This is a genomic window from Streptomyces sp. CNT360, from assembly GCF_000424785.1.
On record NZ_KE384247.1, the window covers coordinates 38,267 to 62,656 of the forward strand.

18 protein-coding genes and 1 tRNA gene are annotated in these 24,390 nt (G+C 73.3%); 6 read left to right on the plus strand and 13 right to left on the minus strand.

Translation table 11 applies throughout. From position 1 onward, the window contains the following. Window positions 1-384: 384 nt before the first annotated feature. The 7 genes from pheA to H297_RS0132055 form a co-directional block, all read right to left on the minus strand. Window positions 385-1,314, minus strand: coding sequence for a prephenate dehydratase (gene pheA / locus H297_RS0132025; protein WP_027740373.1), 930 nt, complete (start codon window positions 1,312-1,314; stop codon window positions 385-387). A 56-nt stretch (window positions 1,315-1,370) separates the two neighbouring features. Beyond that, the gene (gene efeB, locus H297_RS39685) at window positions 1,371-2,756 is read right to left on the minus strand and encodes an iron uptake transporter deferrochelatase/peroxidase subunit (protein WP_078514936.1); all 1,386 of its coding nucleotides are present in this window, start codon (window positions 2,754-2,756) and stop codon (window positions 1,371-1,373) included. Between the two features lie 22 nt (window positions 2,757-2,778). After that, window positions 2,779-5,094: a copper resistance protein CopC gene (locus H297_RS39690; protein WP_486589760.1), complete on the minus strand. Its 2,316-nt coding sequence runs from the start codon at window positions 5,092-5,094 to the stop codon at window positions 2,779-2,781. 11 nt (window positions 5,095-5,105) lie between these two features. Further along, window positions 5,106-5,624, minus strand: coding sequence for a copper chaperone PCu(A)C (locus H297_RS0132040; RefSeq protein WP_027740374.1), 519 nt, complete (start codon window positions 5,622-5,624; stop codon window positions 5,106-5,108). Beyond that, window positions 5,621-6,280 (minus strand): SCO family protein, encoded by a 660-nt coding sequence (locus H297_RS0132045; RefSeq protein ID WP_027740375.1) that lies wholly within the window; start codon window positions 6,278-6,280, stop codon window positions 5,621-5,623. Before H297_RS0132045 ends, H297_RS0132040 begins: the two co-directional genes overlap by 4 nt. 162 nt (window positions 6,281-6,442) lie before the next feature. Continuing rightward, the gene (locus H297_RS0132050) at window positions 6,443-7,165 is read right to left on the minus strand and encodes a YcnI family protein (protein ID WP_027740376.1); all 723 of its coding nucleotides are present in this window, start codon (window positions 7,163-7,165) and stop codon (window positions 6,443-6,445) included. Window positions 7,166-7,385: 220 nt separating this feature from the next. After that, window positions 7,386-8,309: a hypothetical protein gene (locus H297_RS0132055; protein WP_027740377.1), complete on the minus strand. Its 924-nt coding sequence runs from the start codon at window positions 8,307-8,309 to the stop codon at window positions 7,386-7,388. A gap of 189 nt (window positions 8,310-8,498) precedes the next feature. Here H297_RS0132055 and H297_RS0132060 point away from each other — a divergent pair, with 189 nt between their 5' ends. Continuing rightward, entirely contained in the window at window positions 8,499-8,942 is a 444-nt protein-coding gene (locus H297_RS0132060) for an ATP-binding protein (RefSeq protein ID WP_027740378.1), read from the plus strand. Between the two features lie 31 nt (window positions 8,943-8,973). Here H297_RS0132060 and H297_RS39695 read toward each other — a convergent pair whose 3' ends face one another. The 3 genes from H297_RS39695 to H297_RS0132075 form a co-directional block, all read right to left on the minus strand. Further along, window positions 8,974-10,215: a PP2C family protein-serine/threonine phosphatase gene (locus H297_RS39695; protein ID WP_486589761.1), complete on the minus strand. Its 1,242-nt coding sequence runs from the start codon at window positions 10,213-10,215 to the stop codon at window positions 8,974-8,976. A 198-nt stretch (window positions 10,216-10,413) separates the two neighbouring features. Then, window positions 10,414-11,856 (minus strand): aminopeptidase P family protein, encoded by a 1,443-nt coding sequence (locus tag H297_RS0132070; RefSeq protein ID WP_027740379.1) that lies wholly within the window; start codon window positions 11,854-11,856, stop codon window positions 10,414-10,416. Window positions 11,857-12,014: 158 nt separating this feature from the next. Beyond that, window positions 12,015-13,622: a PP2C family protein-serine/threonine phosphatase gene (locus tag H297_RS0132075; RefSeq protein WP_027740380.1), complete on the minus strand. Its 1,608-nt coding sequence runs from the start codon at window positions 13,620-13,622 to the stop codon at window positions 12,015-12,017. 830 nt (window positions 13,623-14,452) lie between these two features. Here H297_RS0132075 and H297_RS0132080 point away from each other — a divergent pair. Together H297_RS0132080 and H297_RS0132085 are read left to right on the plus strand one after the other, a co-directional pair. Beyond that, on the plus strand, window positions 14,453-15,181 hold the full coding sequence (locus H297_RS0132080) for a bifunctional DNA primase/polymerase (protein ID WP_027740381.1): 729 nt from the start codon (window positions 14,453-14,455) through the stop codon (window positions 15,179-15,181). 335 nt (window positions 15,182-15,516) lie between these two features. Then, window positions 15,517-16,101 carry a hypothetical protein gene (locus H297_RS0132085; RefSeq protein ID WP_027740382.1) on the plus strand — a complete coding sequence of 195 codons (585 nt, stop codon included), beginning with the start codon at window positions 15,517-15,519 and terminating at the stop codon, window positions 16,099-16,101. A gap of 264 nt (window positions 16,102-16,365) precedes the next feature. Here the strand turns inward: H297_RS0132085 and H297_RS0132090 are convergent, their stop codons facing one another. From H297_RS0132090 to H297_RS0132100, 3 genes are all read right to left on the minus strand, one after another. Further along, a complete protein-coding gene (locus H297_RS0132090) occupies window positions 16,366-17,364 on the minus strand; it encodes an SEC-C domain-containing protein (protein ID WP_027740383.1) in 999 nt (332 codons plus the stop codon). Between the two features lie 128 nt (window positions 17,365-17,492). Further along, window positions 17,493-18,308, minus strand: a complete 816-nt coding sequence (locus H297_RS0132095; protein ID WP_027740384.1) for an ATP-binding protein — start codon at window positions 18,306-18,308, stop codon at window positions 17,493-17,495. A gap of 193 nt (window positions 18,309-18,501) precedes the next feature. Beyond that, window positions 18,502-19,398 (minus strand): glycerophosphodiester phosphodiesterase, encoded by an 897-nt coding sequence (locus H297_RS0132100; RefSeq protein ID WP_051352363.1) that lies wholly within the window; start codon window positions 19,396-19,398, stop codon window positions 18,502-18,504. A gap of 493 nt (window positions 19,399-19,891) precedes the next feature. On the opposite strand from H297_RS0132100, the gene H297_RS0132105 reads away from it, so the two are divergent. The 3 genes from H297_RS0132105 to H297_RS0132115 all read left to right on the plus strand — a co-directional run bounded on the left by H297_RS0132105 (window position 19,892) and on the right by H297_RS0132115 (window position 24,364). Beyond that, window positions 19,892-21,685 carry a trypsin-like peptidase domain-containing protein gene (locus tag H297_RS0132105; protein WP_027740386.1) on the plus strand — a complete coding sequence of 598 codons (1,794 nt, stop codon included), beginning with the start codon at window positions 19,892-19,894 and terminating at the stop codon, window positions 21,683-21,685. A gap of 43 nt (window positions 21,686-21,728) precedes the next feature. Then, window positions 21,729-21,815, plus strand: a tRNA-Ser gene (locus H297_RS0132110). A gap of 203 nt (window positions 21,816-22,018) precedes the next feature. Continuing rightward, entirely contained in the window at window positions 22,019-24,364 is a 2,346-nt protein-coding gene (locus tag H297_RS0132115; RefSeq protein ID WP_027740387.1) for an excinuclease ABC subunit UvrA, read from the plus strand. Window positions 24,365-24,390: the final 26 nt, after the last annotated feature.

Sequence of the window (24,390 nt, forward strand, 5' to 3'; positions counted from 1 at the left end):
AGCGGTGTTCCGGTGCCGAGTCGCCGGGACTTATCCACAGCGTTGACAAGCAAAGGGAGACTTTTCCACAGGCCGGGGAGCCGTGCTGTGGAAATGGCGGAGCTGTGTTCCGCTATCAGTTCGGCGCTCCCGGAATTCCGCGGGTAAACCCGAAATTTCCGCTCGTTCGAGGGGGATCAACTCCCTCCGAAGAGTTGATCGGCGGAATTGTGCTGACGGGGGCGGACCGGAGGGGCTGTGGACGACATCGGGGTCTCCATGCGGTTTTGTCGACAGAGTCCGTTTTCTCCCGCGCTCTCTGTCGACTTGTGCACAGGTCGCCATCCGCGCCTGTGGATAACTTCGATGCCGCTGTGTACAGTCGGCCACCGGCACGGGACAGGGTCAGTCGCGCCCGTCCAGGCTGCGCGTCAGCCAGTCCGCCGCCGCCACGAAGTCCTCGTCCGCCATCCCGGAGCGCACCGTCGGCGGCTGCGCGTCGGCGCGCGGGTAGGACCCCAGGAAGCGCACCGCACGGCAGGAGCGCTTCAGGCCCATCAGCACATCGCCGACCCGGCGGTCCTGCACGTGCCCCTCGCAGTCCACCGAGAAGCAGTACTGGCCGATGCCCTTCCCCGTGGGCCGGGACTCGATCCGCATCATGTTCACGCCCCGCGAGGCGTACTCGTGCATGACCTCCAGGAGCGCACCCGGCTGGTCGCCCCGCAGCCAGAACACCACGGACGTCTTGTCGGCCCCCGTCGGCGCCGCCGGCCGGGCCGGCTGCCCCAGCAGCACGAACCGGGTCGTCGCGTTCTCCGCGTCGTGCACGTTGGTGACCAGCGGCTCCAGCCCGTAGCGCGCCGCGGCGAACTCGCCCGCGAAGGCCGCGTCGTACCGGCCCTCCTGCACCAGGCGGGCACCGTCCGCGTTCGAGGCCGCCGACTCCCACACCGCGTCCGGCAGGTGGGACGCCAGCCAGTTGCGCACCTGCGGCTGGGCCACCGGGTGCCCGGTCACCGTCTTGACCGTCTCCAGGGTGGTGCCGGGGCGCACCAGCAGCGCGAACGCGATCGGCAGCAGCACCTCCCGGTAGATCATCAGCCTGCGGCCGCTCGCCAGCTCGTCCAGCGTGGCGGTCACGCCGCCCTCCACCGAGTTCTCGATCGGCACGAACGCCGCCTGCGCCTCGCCGCCCCGCACGGCGTCCAGCGCCGCCGGGACCGACACCGTCGGGGTGAGCTGGCGGGTGGCGGCCTCCGGGAGCGTGTGCAGCGCGGCTTCGGTGAAGGTGCCCTCGGGGCCGAGATAGGTGTAGCGACTCGCAGATGACATGCCGCCACGGTAGTCCCGCCCCACCCCCACCGGGCGCCGGTCTCAGACGCTGGGCATCAGCCTTCGAACAGCCGCTGCCCCACGTACTCGCCCTTCGCCGGGCCGCCGGGCACGGCGAACAGTCCGCTCGCCTCGTGCCGCAGGAACTTCGACAGCGCGTCCCCGCGGTCCAGCTTCCGCTGCACGGGTACGAACCCGCGTACCGGATCCGCCTGCCAGGCCAGGAACAGCAGCCCCGCGTCCGGGGCGCCGTCGTCGCGGAACCCGTCGTGGAAGGAGAACGGGCGGCGCAGCATCGCAGCGCCCCCGTTCGTCTCCGGCGCCGCGACCCGGATGTGCGCGTCGGCAGCGATCGCCGGGAACCCGTCCTTGCCGCGCTTGTCCAGATCCGGGTCGGTGTGCTCGTGCCCGCCGGACAGCGGTGCGCCGTCGGACCTGCGGCGTCCGACGATGCGCTCCTGCTCGCCCGGTGAGCGCTTCTCCCAGGCGTCGAGCAGCATCCGGATGCGCCGCTGCACCACGAAGGACCCGCCCCGCATCCACGCCGGCTCCCCGGACGCGGGCACGAAGACCCGCTCGGCGAAGTCGTGCTCTGCCGGCTTCGGGTTGTTGGTGCCGTCGACCTGGCCCATCAGGTTGCGCACCGTGCGAGGGCGGTCCGTGGCCCCCGGGGAACGGTTGAAGCCCGCCATCTGCCAGCGCAGCCGGGCCGCCCCGGCCGCCTCGCGCTGGAGGGCGCGCAGCGCGTGGAAGGCGACCAGCGCGTCGTCGGCGCCGATCTGCACCCACAGGTCGCCGTCGGAGCGCTTCTTGTCCAGCGCGTCGGCGGAGAAGTCGGGCAGCGGGGCCAGCTGCTGCGGCAGCTTGTCCTTCATCCCGGTACGGGTGAAGAACGTACGGCCGAAGCCGAACGTCACCGTCAGGGAGGACGGGCCCGCGTCCAGCGCGATCCCCGTGTCGTGCGCGCCCGCGTGCGGTGGCTCGCCCGCCATCATCCGCCGTGCCGCCTCGGACCAGCGCCGCAGCAGCGCCGCCGCCTGCTTGCGGTCCGCGTCGGGCGCGAGGTCGAACGCGGCCAGGTAGCCGTGCGCCTGGGCGGGCGTGACGATGCCCGCCTGGTGCGTGCCGTGGAAGGCCACGCCGGTGGAGCCGAGGGTCGTCAGCGCCGTCGGCGGCGCGTCCTGTGCCGCCGCGTGCGCCCACGCACCCCCGGCCGCCCCCAGCACCAGACCACCCGCGCCCGCTGCCGAGGCGGTCCCCAGCAGCTTCCGGCGCGACAGCGCCGCGGCGGCGGCGCCCTCCCCGCCTCCCGGGTCGGCCCCGGAGCGGCCTGCGGGGCTCTTTCGGCGGGCCGTGGCGCCGCCGGACCGGCCGCCCGCGTCGTCGTCGCGGCGGGGCCCGGGGGCGGGGCTCGCGGTGGTGCGGTCGTGGTGCGTGCTCATGTCTCGCTCGGTTCGTTCCGGCTCAGCCGACGGTGGCGGTCTTGTAGGCGGTGATCTGGTCGATGTCCGAGGTGCGGACGGTGACCGCGACCTTCCATCTGCCGGCCATCGGGAGCCGGACATCGGCGGCCTTCCAGCGGCCCTTCTCGCCCTTGACCGGTTTCAGGGTGACAGGCAGCGGCCCGAGATCCTTCGCGGGGAGGGTGAAGGAGACCTTCACCTCCGGGGCGTCGAGGGGGTGCCCCTCGGGGTTGCTGGTGCGCAGGTCCACCGTGTTGGCGCCGCGCGCTGCGGGGTCGAGCTTCAGCGCGGCCGTGCCCTTGCCGTGCGGGCCCCCCGTGTCGAAGGGCACCTTCAGGTCCAGCGGCCCGGAAGGCGCACCCTGTGCGGCACCGGAACCTGCGTCCTTGCCGCCCGCCGCCCGCACCTGTTCCTCGGTGCGTCCGGGCTCGGTGTTGGTCAGGACAGTGGTGACGGCCAGCAGGACGACGGCGATCGACGCCTCCGTCAGAACCGAGCGGCGCAGCCCGCTGCGCTGCGGGTCGGCGTCGCGCTCCTTGCGCCGCTGCGCGGCGTTGGCCGCGGCACGCTGCCGGGCCAGCTGCGCGGCACGTACGGGATCGGCAGGACCGCCAGGATTGCCAGGACCGCCAAGAGAGGTGTCGGAGGGCGCCTCGTCCGCGACACGCTGGGTGCCGTCATCGTCCCTGCGCCGCCGTGCGGCCCTGCCGGCCCGCCGGTCGGCCGTGCCGACGGAGGCACGAGTGGGCTCGGGGGCGCGTTCCGGTGCCCGCTTGCGGGGGATGGCCGCCGCGCGGGGGGAGCCGCCGTTCGCGGAGCGGTTCTCTCCCTCCGTGGGAACCTCCGTCAACCTGGCTGTCCACCGTCGGGAGAACCAGCCGACCCCCACCAGTACGGCCACCAGGACGACCTTCACGATCAGCAGTTGCCCGTACGAGGTGCCCGTCAGCGCGCTGAAGGATCCCACCTGGCGCCACGACTGGTACAGCCCTGTCGCGGCGAGCACGGTCACACAGGTGAGGGCCGTCGCCGAGAAGCGCCGTACCGTCGTGCCCGAGGGGGAGGGGCCCCGGCGCAGCAGCGTGAGCAGGGTGACCAGCCCGCCCAGCCACAGGGCGACGGCCAGCAGGTGCAGCATGTCGGCGGGCATGGCCAGTGCCGTCTGGATGCCGGTGGAGGCGTGCTCGGCCATCGCCCAGGACGCCGCGAGCCCGGCGGCGACGACGGTGCCGCCGATGGCGAGCCCGTACAGCAGGTCCCGCTCCGCCCGTGCCTCGTCCCGCCCGGCCGCCGCCTCGTCGCCTCCCTCACCGGTCCCATCGGATCCGGACCCACTCGATCCACCGGTGGCACCGGATGCACCCGCCGCCCGGGAGCGGCCGCCCCGCCCGCCGTCCGGTGCGGCGTTCGCCTCCTGTCCGCGCCGTGCGTACGTGCCGTAGAGCACCGAGACGAACAGCGCCGCCGCGGCGAGCAGGAGGAGCCGGGCGACCAGGGCGGCGCCGGGCTTGGTGCCCACCACGGCCTTGAGCCCGCCCAGGTCGAGGACGTCGGCCAGATCGCCGGAGCCGGTGTAGGGGCTGCGCAGCAGCAACAGGGCGAGTGTGGAAGCCGTCAGGACGATCCATCCGGTGACCGTGAGCCGCTGCACCGCGCGGGCGGAGGCGGCGCGCGGAGCGCACAGCAGCACGAAGGCCGCACTGCCCACCAGCAGGACGAACCCCGCATAGGCGGCGTACCGGCCGATGCCGTAGAGCGTGCCGACGGCGCCGCCGCCGGTGTCCGCCTCCTGCTGCGGCACCTCGGCAGCGGTCTTGGAGGGCTTTCCGAGGGAGAAGGTGAAGGCCCCGGAGACCGGGTGGCTGTCGGCGGAGACCGCCTGCCAGGCGACCGTGTAGGTGCCCTTGGCGAGCCCCGACTTGAGGGAGACGGCGCGCTGCGTCCGGCCGGCCGTGCCGGTGTCCCGGATCTTTCCGGTATCGGCCCGCGCCCCGCGCGGGTCGAGGACGCGGATCGCGTCGTCGGACATGGTCACGCCCTCGGAGAAGTCGAGCGTGACCTGGCGGGGTGCGTCGTGCACCACCGAGCCGTCCGCCGGGTCGCTGCCGGTCAGCGCGGCGTGCGCCGCGGCGGACCCGGCGGTGGCCAGCACGCCGAGCAGCGCCAGGCCCAGTGCCAGCACAGCTGCCACGGCGCGCGGAACCGCCGCGGCACGGGGGCCGCCAGGGGCGCCGGGAGGGCCGGCCGTGCGGTGGTGCCGCGCCGCGGAGACGCGGTCGGCGGTGGCGGGGCGCGGGGGGTCGGTGGTGTACGGCACGCCTGCGAACCTCACTTCTCGGGTGTGTAGTTCGTCGCTTCGACGGGAGCCTTGACCGTGACGGAACCGGACTTGGCGAAGTGCAGGACGAAGGTGACCGTCTGCCCCTCGACCGGCTTGTGCTTCAGGTCCATGAGCATCAGATGGTTGCCGCCGCGCCCGAGGTCGAGTCGGCCGTGCGCGGGAACGGGCAGTGTCTTGACCTGCCGCATCTGCTGCTTGACCGTCTCGTGCATCTCGACCTCGCCGGCGATGTCGCTGGAGACCGAGGTGAGCTCGTCGGCGCCGCCGCCGTTGCGGACGGTCAGGAAGCCGCCCGCCGTCTTGCCGGTCGGCGGCTGGGGTACGTAGGCGCCCTTGATCTTGAGCTCGGGACGGTCCGCGGATTTCTGCTTGTCGCCCGAGGACGACGAGGACGACTCGGAGCCGGTGGACGAGGAGCAGGCGCCCAGGGCGAGCACACCGGCCGCGGCGAGCGCCACGGCGGCGAGCGGCCGGCGGGCGGCGGGGACACGGGGCCGAACGGTCACGGCTTCTTCCCCTCGACGATCGCGGGCAGTTCCTTCTCCAGGACCTCCGGGTCGGTGTTGCCCTCCGTGTAGAGGACGTGCGCCTTGTCGTCCTTGGGGGAGAACGCGAGCACCTGGGCCCCGTGGGTGGAGACGATGTCCCCGTTCTTCTTCTTGTACGAGGGCTCGATGCTCACCCCCAGGCTGCGGGCGCCCGCCTGGATGGAGTCGAAGTCGCCGGTCAGCCCGGTGAACGAGGGGTCCTGGCCGCGCAGCCACTTGCCCAGCTCCCCGGGGGTGTCCCGCTTCGGATCGGTCGTGACGAAGACGACCCGCAGCTTCTTCTGCTCCTCCTTGGACAGCTTCGACTTGGCCACGGCGATGTTGCTCATCGTCAGCGGACACACGTCGGGGCAGTTGGTGTAGCCGAAGTAGAGGAGGGTGGGGCGGCCCTCGGTCTCCTTGATGAAGTCGTACTTCTTGCCGTGGGTGTCGGTGAGCGTCAGGTCCGGCTTGCTGAAGGGCTGGTCGAGAACCGTGCCGCCCTTCTTCTGCTGGTGCTCGACCGTGGCCGGCTTGTCGCCGCCGTCGCCGCCGTCGGGGCCGCAGCCGGTCAGGGCGAGGGCGGCGGCCACGGCGAAGCCCGCCGCCGCTGTCGCCGTTCGGGTAGTGCGCATAGGTGCTGTCCGCTTCGTGCTGTGTCGAGTGGGGTGGTCTGCGGGCGCCTCGGACGGGCGCCCGCGCACGCGGGGCGGACACGGGCGCCCGCCCCGCGTGCGACCGGCCGGAGAAGGCCGGTCGGGGCGACCGGTCGGGAAGGACCGGTCCGGGGCGTGCGGTCAGGAGGCGCGGCGGCGGCCTGCGAGGACGCCGAAAGCGACACCGGCGGCGCCCACGACGATGCCCACCACGCCCAGAACCCGCGCGGTGGTGTCGGAGCCGTCACCGGAGCCCTTGTCGGAGGCGGCGGCCTGCTCGGTGTTCTTGCCGTCGCCGGACGCGGCGGAGCCGGTGGCCGCACCGTCCTGGCCGGCGGCGGTCAGCTTGAGCACGGGCGCCGGGTGCTCCGGCTCCGGGGCGCCCTTCCGCGTCTCCTCGATCCACCGCACGACGTCGTCGTCGTCGTAGGTCTGCAGGGCCTTGAAGGCGAGCTGGTCCTCGTCCTCGGGCAGTTGCCCAAGGGAGACGGGGAACTGCTGGAACTGGCCCGGCTTCACCTTGCCGCCGCTCCAGGTGACCTTCGAGACGGCCTCGGTGATCTTCTCGCCGTGTGTCTCGATCGGCTTGTCCAGCTTCTTCTTCTCGACCTCGACGTCCCAGCCGGGAACGGGCTGCGGCATCACGGAGGCCAGCGGATGGTCGGTGGGGAAGGTGACCTCCAGCTTCACGGTGGAGGCGTCGTCCTTCTCGTTGGGAACCTTGAAGTCGACCGTGCTGTAGCCGCCCTTGGGGGCCTGCTGCGGGTCCACGCTGACGTGCGCCGCGGCAGGCCCGGCGACCAGCAGGACGGTTCCGGCGGCGAGCGCGCCGACGGTCACGGCACGGCGGTTGGCGATCTTCATGAATGCGCTCCTGAGTGACACGGATGAGTGGCACAGGTGAATGACACGACGGGTCGAGTGACAGCAGACGCGGACGCACGGGCAGGCGCGACGGCCCGCACGGCGCCCCCTGTCGGACCGCACGCCCCTCGCCCGGCACGGCACGCGCAGCTCGTCGGGTGCGCAGGGTGGTCACCGGGTGGCCGAGGCGTGGGCGGGGTCGTCGTCGTGCGGAAGGCCGTCAGGCCGCGAGCGCGAAGGCGTCCACCGGGAGTGCGGGCGGACCGCGTCGCCGTACCGTGTCGTGGAGCGGTGCGGAGCGGGGAGCCCGCTCGTCGCAGGGCCGGCAGAAGGCGGCCCGTACCGGCAGGCCCGGCAGCAGCCCGGCGTGCAGCGCCCGTACGTAGGCGAGGGCACGCAGCAGAGCGCGTGCGGCCACCAGTTCGTCGGCCGCGGCGGCGGCGTCGGCCGACAGCCGTACCAGCCGCCACAGTGCCGCCTCGCCGCGCCGCAGCAGCCAGCCGAGCAGCAGCGCGGCGCACAGGTGCCCGCACAGCATCGGTGCGTCGAACATGCCCACGGCGGCGCGTGCCGCATCCCGCAGACAGTCGAGCGGGGTGTCGGGGAAGGGCACCGTGTCGGCGGCGTGCATGGCGTGGTGCGCCGCGTCCCCGGCGCCGCTGCCCGCCCCGGTGCCGCCCGCGCCCGCACCGCTGCCGCCCGCGGCGGACACCGGCGCGGTGGACGCGGCGGTGTGCGGGTCGAGCCCGGCGTGTGCGACGACCCGGCGGGCCTCGGCCTCGCTCATGCCCATCGCGCTGTGGCCGCACAGGAGTTTCCCGGCCAGCGCCCGTACCCCGCCGTCACCTCCGGCGGAGCCGGCCTGCCGTCCGGCGGCGGACGGTGCGGCCCCCATCGTGCCGAGCGAGAAGAGCAGGTGGAGGGCGAACTGCCCCAGCGTCAGCAGCCCGGCGATGCCCGGCAGCGAGCGCTCCCGTCCCGCGAGGGCGAGGGCGAGGAGGAACACGCAGCCGAAGCCGAGCGTGAGCGGAGCGAGCGGGATCATGATCCCGGCGGCGAGGACGTGACCGGCGGCGGACACAGTGACGCAGGCCGCGGCGAACACCGCGGCCCGCAGCGCTCTGAAGTCCGCTCCGGCAGTCATGGCCGCGCCATCATCTCACCGCGCCGCCTCCCGGTACACGGCAGGGCCGCCCGGTACACGGCGGAAGACCGCCGGATACCGGGAGGCCCTGCCGTTTCCGCCGTACGGGGGTCATCGCGACGGCCCCGCGTAGTGCCCGGACACGCAGGCAATAGGTAACCCGTGTGTCGAGCCGCATGGAGGGTGAGCATGAGCAGCCTGTGGTGGTCTCTCCGGCTACGGCGCGAAGCCGCCAGTGTGCCGCTCGCGCGGCATCTTCTGCTGAGCTCCATGGAAGCCGCCGGTGTCGACCCCGACGTGGCCTACGACATGTCCCTCGCCCTGTCGGAGGCCTGTGCGAACGCCGTCGAGCACGGCAGCACCTGCGGCGACCTGGCGGGTGCCTACCGCGTCTCCGCCTATCTGGAGGGCGACCGCTGCCGTATCGAAGTGGCCGACACGGGGCCGGGCTTTCCCGCCGGTTACGACCCGGCGCGGTGCGGGAACGAGGCGGAGAGCGGGCGCGGCCTCTACCTGATCGAGTCCCTTGCCGACCACGTACGGTTCCGGAACCGCGGTGGTCAGGGCGGTGCGGTCGTCAGCTTCGACAAGATCCTCGCCCGCCGGGACGGCGCCCTGCTGCCGGCCTCCTGAGCGCGGAGCCCGGGCGGCCCCCTGGTCCGGCCTAGCCGGACTCGGCCGGCTTGCCCGCGGCAGCCCCGTCGGGCCCGTCCGCGGCAGTGCCGTCCAGCCGGCCCGCTACCGGTCCGTCCGTCCCGTCCGGTCCTCCCGGCTCACCCGATGCGGCTGTTTCCCCCGGTTCTCCCGGGCCGTCCGTGTTGCCGGGTGCGGGGCCGGTCGCCGCCGCGTAGTTGCGGTACCGCAGCAACAGCATCGCCGCGTCGTCGTTGAGGGTGGAGCCGACATGCTCCTGGATGTCCCGGTGGACGGCCTCCAAAGCGCCCTCCGGGTCCGGGTCCTTCAGCAGGTGGGCCCGCTGGTCCAGCGGGTAGAAGCGGTTGTCGGTGTCCCGCGCCTCGGTGACGCCGTCGGTGTAGAGCAGGAGCTGGTCACCGGGGGCGAAGGGCACCTCGTGCGCGGCGGGCGACTCACTGCCGTGCAGCCCGAGCCCCAGCGGCAGGCAGCGGCGCGGCGGCTCGGCGAAGTGGACGCTGCCGTCCTGCCGGACCGCGAGCGGCGCCGGGTGGCCGAAGTTGAGCAGCGTCGCCGTGCGGTTCTCCTCGCCGTGCGGCACCTGTGCGAGGACCGCCGTGACGAACTTCTCCCCCAGCAGATGCCGGTCCAGCGCCCGCTCCAGGCGCTCCCCCACCATGGGCAGGTCCGGTTCGTCGTAGGCGGCCTCGCGGAAGGCGCCCAGGACGACGGCCGCCGTCTCGACGGCCTCCAGGCCCTTGCCCTGCACGTCGCCGATGATGACGCGCACCCCGTGCGGGGAGGTGACGACCTCGTACAGGTCGCCGCCGATCCGGGCCTCGGCGACGGCCGAGGTGTAGGAGACGGCGATCCGCAGTCGTCCGGCTCCGCGCGGTACCGGGCGCAGCAGGACGCGCTGGGCGGCCTCCGCGATGGAGCGCACGTTGGCCAGCTCGGCCTCCCGGTTCTGCCGCATCGCGGTGGCCACGAGCGCCGCCACCGAGACGCCCGCCACGGAGATCAGCGTGGCGTTGCCCCGCCGTTCGCCGAACTGGCCGTTGTAGAAGCTCAGCGCGATGGACAGCGCCAGCGCCAGCGCGCCGACCGCCGCCGTGCGCCGCTTGCCGCCGGTCAGCCCGGCGAAGGCGGGGCCGAGCGCCATCATCGGCTGGAGCCCGATCCCGGGCCCGCCCGTCATGTCGGCGGCGCCGACGGCGGCCATGGCGAGGAAGGGGAACGCCGCCAGCAGTCCGGTCCGCACCCGGGAGGCCAAAGCGTGCTCACTTCCTCGTCGACAAACACAGCCTGGTCGGTGACGAGCACAGTCTCGTCGGCACAGCCTCGTCGGTGACAGGGTCAGCGGGCCTGTGGCGAGGGCGGGACGACTGCCGTCACCCTGCCCCCGGCGCGCCTGCCCCGGCCGTGGGGCCTCGCTCGCCGCTGTGCTCGGATCCTAGGCGTCCGGCCGCTTCTACGACCGCAGTTCCGCCATCCAGCTCTCGACCTCGGCGCTGGTGCGGGGCAGCCCGGCGGACAGGTTCCGGTTGCCGTCCTCGGTCACCAGGATGTCGTCCTCGATACGGACGCCGATGCCCCGGTACTCCGCGGGCACCGTCTCGTCGTCCGCCTGGAAGTACAGACCCGGCTCCACGGTCAGGCACATGCCGGGCTCCAGCGTGCCCTCGACGTACGTCTCGCGGCGGGCTACCGCGCAGTCGTGCACGTCCATGCCGAGCATGTGGCCCGTGCCGTGCAGCGTCCAGCGGCGCTGGAGGCCCAGCTCCAGCACCCGCTCGACCGGCCCGTCGACCAGGCCCCACTCCACCAGCCTGGTGGCCAGCACCCGCTGGGCCGCGTGGTGGAAGTCCAGGTACTTGGCGCCCGGCTTGACGGCGGCGATACCGGCCTCCTGCGCCTCGTACACCGCGTCGTAGATCTTCCGCTGGAAGTCGGTGAAGCGGCCGTCGACCGGCAGGGTCCGGGTCACGTCGGCGGTGTAGAGGGTGTGGGTCTCCACGCCGGCGTCGAGCAGCAGCAGCTCACCTGCGCGCACCGGGCCGTCGTTGCGCATCCAGTGCAGCGTGGTGGCGTGCGGGCCCGCGGCGCAGATGGAGCCGTAGCCGACGTCGTTGCCCTCCACGCGGGCACGCAGGAAGAACGTGCCCTCGATGTAGCGCTCGGAGGTGGCCTGGGCCCGGTCCAGGACGCGGACGACGTCCTCGAAGCCGCGCACGGTCGAGTCGACCGCCTTTTGCAGCTCGCCGATCTCGAAGCCGTCCTTGACCAGCCGCATCTCGGACAGGAAGCCGCACAGTTCCTCGTCCCGCTCGGCGGTGACCTTGTCCGCCAGCGCCGCCTCGACGCCCGCGTCGTGGCCGCGTACGACCCGCACCGGGCCGGCCGCCTTGCGCAGCACGTCGGTGACGGTGCGTACGTCGGCACAGGGCAGGCCGTACAGCTTCTCGCTCTCGGTGAGGCTGTTGCGGCGGCCGACCCACAGCTCGCCCTGGCCGTCCAGCCAGAACTCGCCGTTCTCCCGGTCGGAGCGCGGCAGCAGGTACAGCGTGGCGGTGTGGCCCTGCGCACCCGTCGGCTCCAGGACGAGTACGCCGTCCTCCGTCTGGTTGCCGGTCAGGTAGGCGTACTCGACGGACGACCTGAAGGGGTACTCGGTGTCGTTGGAGCGGGTCTTCAGGTTGCCTGCCGGGACGACCAGCCGCTCGCCGGGGAACCGCGCCGACAGGCGCTCGCGCCGCCCGGCCGCCTCGGCGGCCTGCGCGATCGGCTCCAGGCCGGGCCGCTCGGTGTCGGCCCAGCCGGACTTCATGTTCTCCGCCAGCTCGTCGGAGACGCCCGTGTACAGGCCGTTCTTCCGCTGCTTGATCGGCTGCTCGTCAGCGGCGTCGTCTGCCACGTGTGCCTCCTCTTGGACGGTTGGAACCGCCTTCCATCGTATGGGCGGCACACCGCTGGTCCAGAGCCGCGCGGATGTGACCTTCCCCCAAGAACAGGCGCCACGGGGGCTCCGCCTGTCGGGAGGGGCGGGTGAGCGGGCCGGGGGCGGAGGTGACCTCAGAAGCGGGCGGCGAGCAGGACGACGTCCTCGGGGTGGTCGGGCAGGTCGGCCAGCGGCTCCGGCAGTACCGTACGCAGCACGTGGTCGACCAGCGCCTCGGGGTCGTCGCGCACCGCGCGCGGCGCCGCGGAGACGGCCGAGCGGAGCCGGGCGAAGGCGCGGTCCATGGACTGCCCCGTGCGGTGCAGCAGCCCGTCGGTGTAGCACAGGAGCGTCTCGCCCTCGCCCAGCTCGACCTCCGCGCTGGGCGCCTCCCAGCAGGCCAGCATCCCCAGCGGCGCCGAGACGGCCGTCTCCACCGGTTCGGTGCGCCGCGGTCCCACGATCAGCGGCGCGCAGTGCCCGGCGCCGGCCAGCAGCACCTTGCGGGCGGCGGGCTCGGCGTACGCGAACAGGGCGGTCGCCGAGGTCGCCGGTGCGGTCAGCCGCAGCAGCAGTTCCAGGTCGGAGAGGACCGCCACCGGGTCCTCGCCCTCCATCACGGCGTACGCGCGCAGGCAGGCGCGCAGCTGCCCCATGGCGGCCACCGCGGCCGGGCCGCTGCCGGTGACCGAGCCGACGGCCAGCCCTACGGTGCGGTCGGGCAGCGGCAGCGCGTCGTACCAGTCCCCGCCGCCGTTCGGGGTCGTACGGTGCCGCACCGCGAGCGTCACACCGGGGATGCGCGGCAGCGTGCGCGGCAGCAGTTTCTCGCCGAGGGCGGCCGACTCGGCGCGGGTACGGGCGAGTTCGCCCAGCCGAGCGCAGTGCTCGGTGGCGTGCCGCAGGTAGCCGGCCAGCAGTTCCCGCTGGCGCGCGGTCGGCTCGCCGGGCTCGTCGTAGAGCCAGACCGCCGCACCGAGGCGGGCGCCGGACCCGGTGGTGAGGGGCACCGCATAGGTGGCCGCGTACCCGAGGCGGGCGGCCACCTGCCGGTGGCGCGGATCGGCGCCGTCGTCGGCCGCGATGTCGGCGCAGGCGGTACCTGGCTCCGCCGCGGACGAGGGAGCGGCCGGTTCCGCGGGGAACAGCGAGGGCACGGTCTCCAGTTCGCCGAGCTCGGCACGCCCCAGTCCGGAGCCGACGGTGTGCTCGGGGGTGAGGCCGGGGGTGGAGCCCGGGCGCGTGCCGGGTTCCAGGACGATCAGCCCGCGCGGGGCGCCCAGCAGTACGCCCCCGGCGCGCAGCGTCTCGTGCAGCGCGGCGTCCAGGTGGTCGGTGCGGGCGAGCCGGGTGGTCATGTCGAGCAGGCAGGACAGATCGCAGATCCGGTTGCGGTCCGCGGGTGAACCGGCCGCCGGGGTCCGCTCCGGCGGCTGCCCCCGTGCGGAGCGGACCTCCGGTGCGGGCGGGGCTGCGGGAGGGAGGGCGGAGACCGGGGGAGTCGTGGCGGAGGCGGGGGTGGCGGCCGCGGCGGTGGCAGCGGCCGTGGAGGTCGCACCGGCCGAGGGCTCGGCGGACGTCGCGGGTTCCGGGGGTACAGAGGGCTCTGGTGACACGGGAGGCTCCGGTGCGGCCGGCGGCTCCGCTGCCGCCGCGGACGTCGACGAGGCGGAGCTCGTCGGGGATTTCGAGGAAGCCGCCGGTTTGATTCCAGCCACTTTCGGTACGTGAGGGGAGGTCATGGGCGGCGGCTCGGAGTACGGACGAACTGTCCCAACAGCATCGCGAACCCCCATGTCATGCTGCTCCGCTATCAATGGCACTACATGTACACATGCTGGTGAGGCATGTCCAGCACGTGCGCTGCGGTGCCGAGCATGTCCGGAAGAGGAGACACTGCACGGGGGACAGGCCGTGGGGCGAAAAGATTGGCGGAAAATCGCCCACCTGACATGCATACTGCGGTCGACTGAAGCCGTTCAGCAGCGCGTTGGCACCGACGCTGCGGGTACGGAACCCTGTGGGGACACATGGCGTCCTAGAGGGCAGCGGGCCACGCCCGTCCCTCTTCGCGGGACAGCACGAGTTCGCGGGACAGCACAGTCGCGGAATTGCACCAGGCAGCACAGACGCGGTACGAGCGCAGCCAGGGTCCCTCCCGGTGAAAGGCCGGGGGAGCCGTACGGCCGGTAACGAGCAAGTACGAGCAGCAGCGGCGCAGGTGGCAGTCCGCAGTACGAACGCCATATCCGCGCCACCCCGCGCCACGTTCCACGCTCGACCCGCAGCATGATGCGCTGCCACCAGCACACCGGGTCACCACGGTCTTCGGCAGGTTTCGGAGCCGGGAGACCGCTCAACACGGTCAGTCGGCGTTCGGCAGCAGGCACCCGGCCGGTTGCCGGCCGGTTCAGCCCCGTACGGCCGCGTGGGGACCCCACGGGTGCCGTTGTCGGGCTGTTCGCGTTGTACCGGCTGTGCGCGTCGCCCAGCTCGACGCGCGGCGGTCGTTGTGAGGCGTTGCAGGCGTTTGTACGGGTTGTTCGGCGTTCACGGAAAGGAACGAGCGCTCATGCGCGAGATCCTCGGAAGGCGACGCTCCCTCCTGCCCTGGGGGTGGCTCCAGGGCCGACGGTTCCGGGCGCGGTCCGCACGGTCCGCCCAGCGGTCCCCGATGCGGAGTACGGCGCTGGCAGCGGCCACCGAGTGGCAGTGGCCCGTCGTCCCGGGCGCTCCCCTCGCCTCCAGCGGAGGAAGAGGCGAATCCGCCGTCTGCGCGTGTCGCGACCCGGAGTGCGTGGTGCCGGGCGCACACCCCTTCGAGCCCGTGCTGCTCGCGGCCACCACCGACGCGGCCATGGTGGGCTGGTGGTGGGAGGCCAAGCCGGACGCCCCCGTCATCCTGGCGACCGGGGGGACCGCTGCCTGCGCACTGAGCCTGCCCGCCGTCGCCGGAGCGCGTGCCCTGGCCACCTTCGCACGCACCGGCGTCCGGCTCGGCCCGGTGATCGCCACCCCCACCCGCTTCTCCGTGCTGGTCGCGCCCTACGGCCTCGAAGAGCTGGGCGACCTGCTGTACGCGCAGGACCAGGTGCCCAGTTGCCTCCGGTTCCACGGCGACGGCGGCTACGTACCGCTGCCCGGCTCCCTCACCGGAGCCGGCAAGGTCCGCTGGGAACGGAAACCCGAATGCGGTACGGACGACCGCCGCCCGTGGCTGCCCCGGATGGAGACCCTGCTGGACGTCCTCGTCGAGGAAAGCGCCGCGACACCCGACACGGGAAGCCGACTGGCGTACTGACACAGCGCCCTCCGGGACGCGCCCGTGGGGCGCGCGGCCCACTCCGCGGCGCTCGCCCCCCTGCGGCTCCGTGCGCCCCCGCGCCCCGGCGGGTTCGTACGCGCCGTGCGGAGGGCTCGTTCGACCGAGTGGTGGCCGGATGGTTGCGGGGGCTGTTCACTCGTACGGGTTGGAGCCGTGCTGAATTGTGGGGAATACGGGCGCCCTTGCCGCGTGCCCGCCCCCTTCGCCCCGATATGTTCACCGCATCAGTCGGCCCGGTTCCCTCGTTCCCTCCTGTTCCCTCCTCCCCTCCCTCGCCTTCCCTCGTCCCGTTCTCGCCCAGGTGGGTTCCCATGCTCCAGCCGCACCAGCGCGCGTCCCGGCTGCGCGTGATCACGCTCGCCAGTACGGTCGCGCTCGTCGGCGCGGTGCCACTCGCCGCGGCGGTCGCGGGGGAGGACGCACGGCTGGCGGCCAGGGCTTTCGAGGAGACCCGCACCCACCGCGACACCGTCGCGGAGGTCCGGCACGACGATGCCGGCCGGAAGGAGCGCCGTACGGCGGACCAGGCGCGGGGTGACGCGGCTGAAAAGGGGCGGCCCGGGGCCTCCTGCGGGCCGGAAGTCGCCTCACCCGAAGGAGTGGAGGTCCGGACCTGCGTCTTGACCGAGGGCGGCGAGACCTGGGCGCGGGCCTCCTACCGCAACGCCACCCGCGGCGCCCTGCCCGCCGTCCTCACCCTGCACGGCCCGGAGGGACACACCACACGGGTGCGCTGCACCATGGTCCCGGCGGACGACCGGGAGCTGTGCGAGACGCCGCGCGGGCGCCGACCGCAGGGGCGCGAAGCGGCTGCCGCCGGGGCGTACTCCGCGGTGGCGGAGGTGGCGTCGGCCGACGGGGAGCGGCTGCTGCTGCGGGCCGACAGCGGAAAGTAACACCGCGCTTGCGAGGCGGAGTTGAGGGTGCGGCCCCGCGTGCGCCCGGGCGAGCGGGCAAAAGAAGAACCCGGTCGCTGGCGACGGGGGATGCACCAGCGACCGGGCTTCTAGAACGGTAACAAGAGATCGGCGGTTAGCAAATTCGATCGCGCGAATCCGGACGCCGATTTACCTGCGAGTAGGGCAAGTTGGACCCGCGGTGTGACCGGAGTCACGGTCACGGGTCCTGCGCAAACCCCGCACCGGATCTCCCGACTGCCGTCAGCTCAGCGTCACCTGACGGTTGGTGAGACCGCTGCGGGCGCGCCGCTCCTCGGCCGTCAGCGGTGCGGTCACCGCCAGCGCCTCGGCCAACCGCTCGGCGAACGCCGCGGCGGGCTTCTCGCACTCCTCGGCCGTCATCCCCGACGGCAGGTCCCACACCGGCACGGTCAGCCCGTGCGCCCGGAAGGAGCCGACCAGCCGGGAGCCCTCGGCGTCGCCGGACCCCCGCTGCTCGTCCAGTGACGAGGCGCCCGCGGCGTGCAACCGGGCCAGCGCGTCCAGCAACTGCTCCTCCGGCTGGGCCATCACCCAGCGCAGGTGGTTCTTCTCCGGCGTCTCGCACCAGTAGGCGCCCGGCACACCGGTGAGCCGGGCCGTCGGGATGGCCGCGGAGTTGGCGCTCTCCAGCGAGGCGGCGACCTCACCGGCGGGCTGCTCCTCGCCCTCCACCCAGAACTCGAACCCGGAGTGCACCTCCGGCTCGAAGGGGGCGTCCAGGTCGAGCAGGTCCTGCAACCGGAGGCCCTGCGGGTCGGGCCGGCCGGCGTCCACGGGCGTGCCGGGCTCGGCAGCGAGGGCACGGCGCAGCGTGTCCGCGAGGTCCCGGCTGAGGTCGCCGGAGGCGGTGTCGTTCTGGAGGCCCAACAGGATCTCACCGCTCTCCCGGCGCAGCGCGGGCCAGGCCATCGGCAGCACCGTCGCCAGGGTGATCGCCGGAACACCCTCCGGCAGGCCCCCCTTGAGCCTCAGCCGCGCGGTGGCCGCCGGGACCAGTTCGCGGAGCGCCACCCAGTCGGCCTCCCCGGGCAGCCCCTCGAACGGGCGGCGCACCAGTTCGGTCGCGGCCTGTGCCGCCGCCCTGCCGTGGCAGGCCTTGTAACGGCGCCCCGAACCGCAGGGGCACGGCTGACGTGCCCCCACCACCGGGTAGCTCCCGCTGTCTGCCGTCCCGGTGGCGGCAGTGGCAACTGGCTGGGGTCGGCGCTTCTTGGCCATGCGAGCGGTACTCCCGTGTGCGGCGTTGTGGGCGCCGCGATCCTAGTGGCTGCCGGGCACGCCGTGCTGCCCGGACGGCTGCCGACGGCACGGGGCCGGGAGGGACGTCCGGTGGCAGGGGGCCGCCCTCAGAGCTCTTCCACGGCTGCGAGGTCGAACCCCTCACCGCCGTCACCGCCGAGACCGCCACCCAGGTCGGGGGCGAGGCCACCCAGGCTGGCGGCGACCCTGCCGCTGAACGAGGTGTCGGGCCGGAGCACCGCCCAGACCGTCACCCCGGGCGCCCCGTCCACCGGCCCGGCCGATCCGTACGGGACACAGGGGTCGTCCGGGCCGTACGGACTGCCGCGACCGAGCGTGTCACCGCGTGCGGTGCTGCCCGCTGCCGGGCCGTCCGCTGCGGTCCGCTGCGGTGCGACGGCGGCTCGGCGGGGCCGGTCCCCTTCGGAGCGGACGCCCCAGTCGCGGGCCAGGGCGGTGATGATGGCGAGCCCCCTGCCGCCGCGTGCCGAGACGGAGGGCTTGGCCGGAAGTGGACGGGTCGGCCCGCCACCGTCCGTGACCGCGATGGTCACTTCACCTGCCCCGTCCCTGGACCACGCCGCCCTGACAGTCGCGACGTCGCCACCGGGCGCACCGCCGGACCCTTCGCGGGCACCGGCGCCGTTGCGCGGACCGATCCTGGCACCCGCACCGGCTCCGTCACGGGCGTCGGATCCTTCGCCGGGCCCGGCGGCCCCTTCGTGCAAGGGCCGCGCATGCCGGCACGCGTTGCTGAGGAGTTCCGAAAGAATCAAGATCGCATCATCGACGACCGTGTCAGGCGTGCCGGATGCGAGGAGTTCCTCGCGCATCCTGCGCCGTGCGAGCCGCACACCCGACGGACCATGGGGCACGGCCATGGCCGACGAAGCAGGCACTTGCTGTGCCACCACCAACGCCACCCCCGAGACCTCCTTTGCCCCACGCCAACGGGATGAATGCCCCCGTCGAGGGCGGCGGAAACCGGCCACTCCCGTTCTCTTGACGCACTCGCACGTCTCCCATAAGCACCGAATGCGCCGGTGCACTCCCGGGCCCGCACCGCTCCGCCACCGGACCTGCACCGCCGGGTCCCGTACGGCGACGCGCGGCCCCTCAGCCCCCTTCGCCGTCGAGCTGGGCCCGGACCTGCAGCGGGCGGTTGGTGATGATGGCGTCGACACCGAGCCGTACGCACAGATCGACGTCCGCCGGCTCGTCCACCGTCCACACGTGCACCTCGTTGCCCGCACGGTGCGCCCGCTCCACGTACTCCGGGTGCGCACGCAGCAGGCGGACGCTCGGGCCCGCGACGCGCACCCCGTTCGGCAGCCTGCCGTCGCGGTGGCGGGGCAGCAGGAACTGCATCAGGAAGACCGTCGGCAGGTGCGGGGCCAGGACGCGTACCCGCTGCAACGAACGCGCGGAGAAGCTCATCACCCGCACGGGGGTGACCAGCCGGTGCGCCTCCAGCAGTTCCAGCAGCTTCGCCTCGACCTGCCCTGCCCAGCGTGTCGGGTGCTTCGTCTCGATCGCCAGCTCCACCGGACGCGGCGCCTGCGCCACCAGGGTGAGCAGCCGGTCGAGGGTGAGGACGGAGGTGCGGTCGGGGTCGGCGCCGGCGGAGGGGCCGGCCGGCCGGACGGCGGCGCGCGCGCCTGTCCTGGCGTCGGTCGCGTCGGTGTCCAAGGCGGTGTCCGGGGACTCGTACGGGTCGGCGTCCCGGCCCTTCCAGGAGCCGAAGTCGAGCGCGGCCAGGTCGGCGAGCTCGAACGCCGAGACCGCGCCCCGGCCGTTGGAGGTGCGGTCGATCCGGCGGTCGTGGACGCAGACGAGGTGGCCGTCGGCGGTCAGCCGCACATCGCACTCCAGCCCGTCCGCACCCTCCTCGATGGCAGTGCGGTAGGCGGCGAGCGTGTGCTCCGGTGCCTCCACGGAGGCACCGCGGTGGGCGATGACGGCGGGAGTGCGCGCGAGACGGCGGCGGCGCCCGGCGTCGATCTCGTTGCTCACCGGGTTATCGTGCCACCGGAGTCGGCGTGCACGCTGCGCAGGGCTCTGCGCACGGCTTTGCGGACAGCTCTGCGGACCCACTCGGAGAGTTCCCCCGACCGTCCGTACTCCCCGGTCTCCCGTCGGCCCCGTCGGCCCCGTCGGTCTGGTCGGCCCCGTCGGTATTCCGGAGCTCCACCGGGCTTCCCCGAGGGGCGGTTCCGCCGGGGCGCGCCTAGGCTGGGTGCCGTGACCGTGGAGTATGTGCGTGCGAATGTGCGGAGCGCGTCGAGGGTGAGCCCTCGAACGGCGTGTCGACGCCGTCGCACACGCGTCGGCCCGTGGCCGCCGACGGCCGGGAGTTTCGTCCGTGTTGGTCCGATGTAAGGACGGGAGTGCGGAGGCTCAGCATTGGCTTACGTCCGCCTGACGTGTGATGGGAAAAGCTGTCCATGGGAACCCCCATACGCAACCGCACTTCCTGCGATGTCGTGCACCTGATGAGGAGTGAGCTGTGAGCACCGAGAACGAGGGCGCTGCCGTGACGCCTGCGGCGGGGTCGGATCCCACGCCTCCGGCGCCGGCCGGGGCCCCGTCCACCGGCGCCCCGACGAGCCGTGAGGACGGCGACTTCTCGCTGCCCTCCCCGGACGCTTCCGCTTCTGCTGCCACTGCCGCCGCTTCTGCTTCCCCGCCCTCCTCCGCCGGTGGTGCCGCTCCGGGCGGCCCGGAGAACACCGCGGACTCCTCGCGCGTCCCCGAGCAGGCCCCGCAACCCCCTGCCGATGCACCGACCGCGCCCCAGGCTGCGGTCCCGGCTGGTCCGGCCGCCCCGACCGGGCCGGCGGCCACCCCGGGTGAGCCGGGCGACGCTCCTGCGGACACGGCTGCTTTCCCCGCGGCACCCGCAGCACCCCCGGCTCCCACCATGAGCGGGTCGCAGCCCGGTGGACCGGCCGGTGGCGGTGCGGGGGGCTACGGCGGGGCCGGTGACGGTGGTGCGGGCCAGTCCGGCGGTTGGGGTGGTGGCGCGGGCCACCAGACGCCCCCGCCTCCGCCCCCGTACGGCGGTGGCCCGGGCGGACCGGTCGGGCCCGGTGGCCCGGGTGGCGGCGGGATGCCGCCGCACGACCCGTGGGGAATGCCCCAGGGCTCCGCCCCGGGCGGCCCCGAGCCGGGCGGCAGGAAGCGCCGCAACGGGCTGATCGTCGGCGTGGTCGTCGCCGCTCTGGTGGCCGGCGGCATCGGCGGCGGCATCGGTTTCTGGGCCGCCGACCGCTCGGACAGCGGCAGCACCACCATCAGTTCCTCGTCCGACCCCGGGAAGCTGAACCGCTCGCCCAAGTCGGTCGCGGGGATAGCCGCCAAGGCGCTGCCGAGCGTGGTCACCATCCGCGCGTCCGGCGGCGGCGAGGAGGGCACCGGTACGGGCTTCGTCTTCGACAAGGAAGGCCACATCCTCACCAACAACCACGTGGTGGCCAACGCGACGGAGGGCGGGAAGCTCACAGCGACCTTCTCCGACGGCAAGAAGTACGACGCCCACGTCGTCGGCAAGGCCCAGGGGTACGACATCGCCGTCCTCAAGCTGAGCGGTGCCGACGACCGCAAGCTGAACCCGCTGCCGGTGGCCGACTCGGGTGAGGTGGCCGTGGGGGACGCGACCATCGCGATCGGCGCGCCGTTCGGGCTCTCCGGCACGGTCACCACCGGCATCGTCAGCGCGAAGAACCGTCCGGTGGCCTCCAGCGACGGCAAGGGCAGCCAGGCGTCGTACATGAACGCGCTCCAGACGGACGCCTCCATCAACCCCGGCAACTCCGGCGGTCCGCTGCTCAACTCGCAGGGCGCGGTCGTCGGCGTGAACTCCGCCATCCAGTCGGGCGGCGGTGGCGGCGGCGGTATGGAGGGCGGCGGTCAGTCCGGCAGCGTGGGCCTCGGCTTCGCCATCCCCTCCAGCCAGGCCAAGCGCGTGGCCGAACAACTCATCGAGACGGGCCAGCCCGTCTACCCGGTGATCGGCGCCACCGTTCAGCTCGGCGGCGAGGGCAAGGGCGCCACCATCTCCCGCTCCGGCCAGAACGGCGACGAGCCCGTCACCCCGGGCGGCCCCGCGGACAAGGCGGGCCTCAAGCCCGGTGACGTCATCACCAAGCTCGACAACACGGTGATCGACAGCGGCCCCACCCTCATCGGCACCATCTGGTCCCACAACCCCGACGAAAAGGTCAAGATCACCTACGAGCGCGACGGCAAGCAGCACACCGTCGAGGTCACCCTCGGCTCCCGCAAGGGCGACGACAACTGATCACGCGCTAGGCTGTCCCCGCGTCGTCCGTGCGACGACGCGGGGAGGCGTGCCCGAGCGGCCGAAGGGAGCGGTCTTGAAAACCGTAGAGGTGGCAACACCTCCGTGGGTTCAAATCCCACCGCCTCCGCACGGGACCGACTGAGAGCTCAGCTTGCCAAGGGGCACCACCGCACAGGTGATGCCCCTTCGCTGTGTGCGGGTGCTTCCCGGTACCGCCTGCCGGGGGTGCGCACAGCGGGGGAGGCCAGGGAGGAAGAGGGCCGGAAACCGGACAGGGGGTGTCGGGTTTCCGGGGGAGGGTGGGGTTCTGGCGAGGGAGAGGGAGGTACCGTGCGCGGGCACATCGTGCTGCGGGACGGCAGGCAGAACAACCTGCGCGGGGTGTCACTGCGGATCCCGCTGGGAGAGCTGACCGTGGTGACGGGGGTGTCGGGCTCGGGCAAGTCGTCGCTGGTGTTCGACACGGTCGCGGTGGAGTCGCAGCGGCAGCTCCACGAGGTCTTCCCGTGGTTCGTGCGCAGCAGGCTGCCGCGGTACGAGCGGCCACGGTTCGAGGCGCTGGAGAACCTGAAGCCGGCGATCGTGGTGGACCAGCGGCCGGCCGGCGGCGGTGCACGCTCGACGGTGGGGACGATGGCGGAGGTCAACCCCGTGCTGCGGGTGCTCTTCTCCCGCTGCGCCCACCCGGGTGCCGGGTTCTCGCACCGGTACTCGTTCAACGACCCGGAGGGCATGTGCCTCGCGTGCGAGGGTCTGGGACGCACGGTGCGGGTGGATCTGACCAAGCTGCTGGGCGAGTCGAAGTCGCTGAACGAGGGCGCCATCAGGCACCCGGCGTTCGCGGTGGGGACGAACTACTGGAAGCGGTACGCGCAGATCCGCGTGTACGAGGGGGCCGACGGGCCGCGGTGGGAGGACGCCCCACGCGTGCTCGACCCGGACAAGCCGCTGTGTGCGTACACCCCGCGGGAGCGGGAAACGCTGCTGTACGGCGGCGGCTTCAAGACCCAGCGGCCGCACCGTCCGCAGGGCGGCGAAGGGTTCGAGTCCCTCGCCGTGAACGACTACGAGGGCCTGGTGCCGCGGTTCACGCGCCGCTTCCTCAAACCGGGCCTGGCGACGCTGGGCGAGCGGGAGCGCCGACAGGCCGAGCAGGTCGTCAGCGAGGTGGTCTGCCAGGCGTGCGGCGGGGCACGGCTGAACGAGCGGGCTGCGGCGTCCCGGATCGAGGGGCGGTCGCTGCCTGAGCTGTGTGCCATGGAGATCCGGGACCTGGTGGCATGGCTGGCCGGCTCGCGGGTGGCCCAGGACGCCGTGGGGGGCCCGCCGGTGGCGGCGGCGCTGGCCGCGCTGCGCAGGATCGACGCGGTCGGGCTGGGCTACCTCACCCTGGAGCGGCCCACGGGGACGCTGTCGGGCGGGGAGAGCCAGCGGCTGAAGACGGTGCGGCACCTGGGCAGCAGCCTCACCGGGATGACGTACGTCTTCGACGAGCCCAGCGTCGGGTTGCACGCCCGGGACGTGGAGCGGCTCGGCCACCTGCTGCGGGCGTTGCGCGACAAGGGGAACACGGTGCTGATCGTCGAGCACGACCGGGAGGTGATCGCCCTGGCCGACCATGTGATCGACATGGGGCCAGGGGCGGGTGCGCGCGGCGGCGAGGTCGTCTTCCAGGGCAGCGTGGCTCAGCTGGCCGCGAGCGGGACCCTCACGGGGGAGCGCTTCCGGAAGCGGACCGGCCTCAAGCCGGCCGCGCTGCGCCGCACACCCACGGGTGCGCTGCCGGTGCGGAACGCCTCGACGCACAACCTGCGGGACGTCGGCGTGGACTTCCCGGCCGGCGTGCTCACCGTGGTGACGGGGGTGGCCGGTTCGGGAAAGAGCACGCTGGCAGCGGTGGCGCTGCCGGCGGCCCACCCGGAGACGGTCGTTCTCGATCAGTCGGCGGTCGGTGTCTCGCCGCGTTCCACCCCCGCGACGTACACGGACGTGTGGGACCCGATCCGGCGGACGTACGCGCGGGAGCACGGGGTGGGAGTGGGAGCATTCAGCTTCAACTCGGCGGGTGGGTGCCCCGGTTGCCGGGGGCGCGGCACGATCACGATGGACATGGCCTTCATGGACCCGGTGACCACCGTGTGCGAGGTGTGCGAGGGGCGGCGTTTCCGGGACGAGGTGCTCTCCTACCGGGTACGGGGGAAGAACGTCGCCGATCTGCTCGCCCTGACTGTCGACGAGGCGCTGGAGCATGTCGCCGGCCCGCCCTTCGACGGGCTCGTGCGACGCCGTCTCGCACCGCTGCGCGAGGTGGGGCTCGGGTACCTCACGCTCGGCCGGCCGCTTTCGGAGCTGTCCGGTGGAGAGCGCCAGCGGATCAAGCTGGCTCACCGGCTGCACGGGAAGGGCGGTCTCTACGTCTTCGACGAGCCCACCACCGGGCTGCACATGGCGGACGTGGAGGCACTGCTCGCCCTGCTGGACCGGCTCGTGGACGCGGGCAACACCGTCGTCGTGGTCGAACACGACCTGGAAGTGGTCAAGCACGCCGACCATGTGATCGATGTCGGCCCCGAAGCGGGCACGCGCGGCGGCCGGATCGTGTTCACCGGCACGCCGGAGGAGATGGTGCGCGCCGGGGGCACACACACGGCGGACCATCTCCGCAAGGCCCTGTGACGAGGGGCGGCGGGCCGGGCGGTCTC

Coding starts and splice junctions, on each gene's coding strand:
- pheA (WP_027740373.1), bottom strand. CDS start 1,314: ATGTCATCTGCGAGTCGCTACACCTATCTCGGCCCCGAGGGCACCTTC.
- efeB (WP_078514936.1), bottom strand. CDS start 2,756: ATGAGCACGCACCACGACCGCACCACCGCGAGCCCCGCCCCCGGGCCC.
- H297_RS0132045 (WP_027740375.1), bottom strand. CDS start 6,280: ATGCGCACTACCCGAACGGCGACAGCGGCGGCGGGCTTCGCCGTGGCC.
- H297_RS0132050 (WP_027740376.1), bottom strand. CDS start 7,165: ATGAAGATCGCCAACCGCCGTGCCGTGACCGTCGGCGCGCTCGCCGCC.
- H297_RS0132055 (WP_027740377.1), bottom strand. CDS start 8,309: ATGACTGCCGGAGCGGACTTCAGAGCGCTGCGGGCCGCGGTGTTCGCC.
- H297_RS0132060 (WP_027740378.1), top strand. CDS start 8,499: ATGAGCAGCCTGTGGTGGTCTCTCCGGCTACGGCGCGAAGCCGCCAGT.
- H297_RS0132075 (WP_027740380.1), bottom strand. CDS start 13,622: ATGACCTCCCCTCACGTACCGAAAGTGGCTGGAATCAAACCGGCGGCT.
- H297_RS0132080 (WP_027740381.1), top strand. CDS start 14,453: ATGCGCGAGATCCTCGGAAGGCGACGCTCCCTCCTGCCCTGGGGGTGG.
- H297_RS0132085 (WP_027740382.1), top strand. CDS start 15,517: ATGCTCCAGCCGCACCAGCGCGCGTCCCGGCTGCGCGTGATCACGCTC.
- H297_RS0132090 (WP_027740383.1), bottom strand. CDS start 17,364: ATGGCCAAGAAGCGCCGACCCCAGCCAGTTGCCACTGCCGCCACCGGG.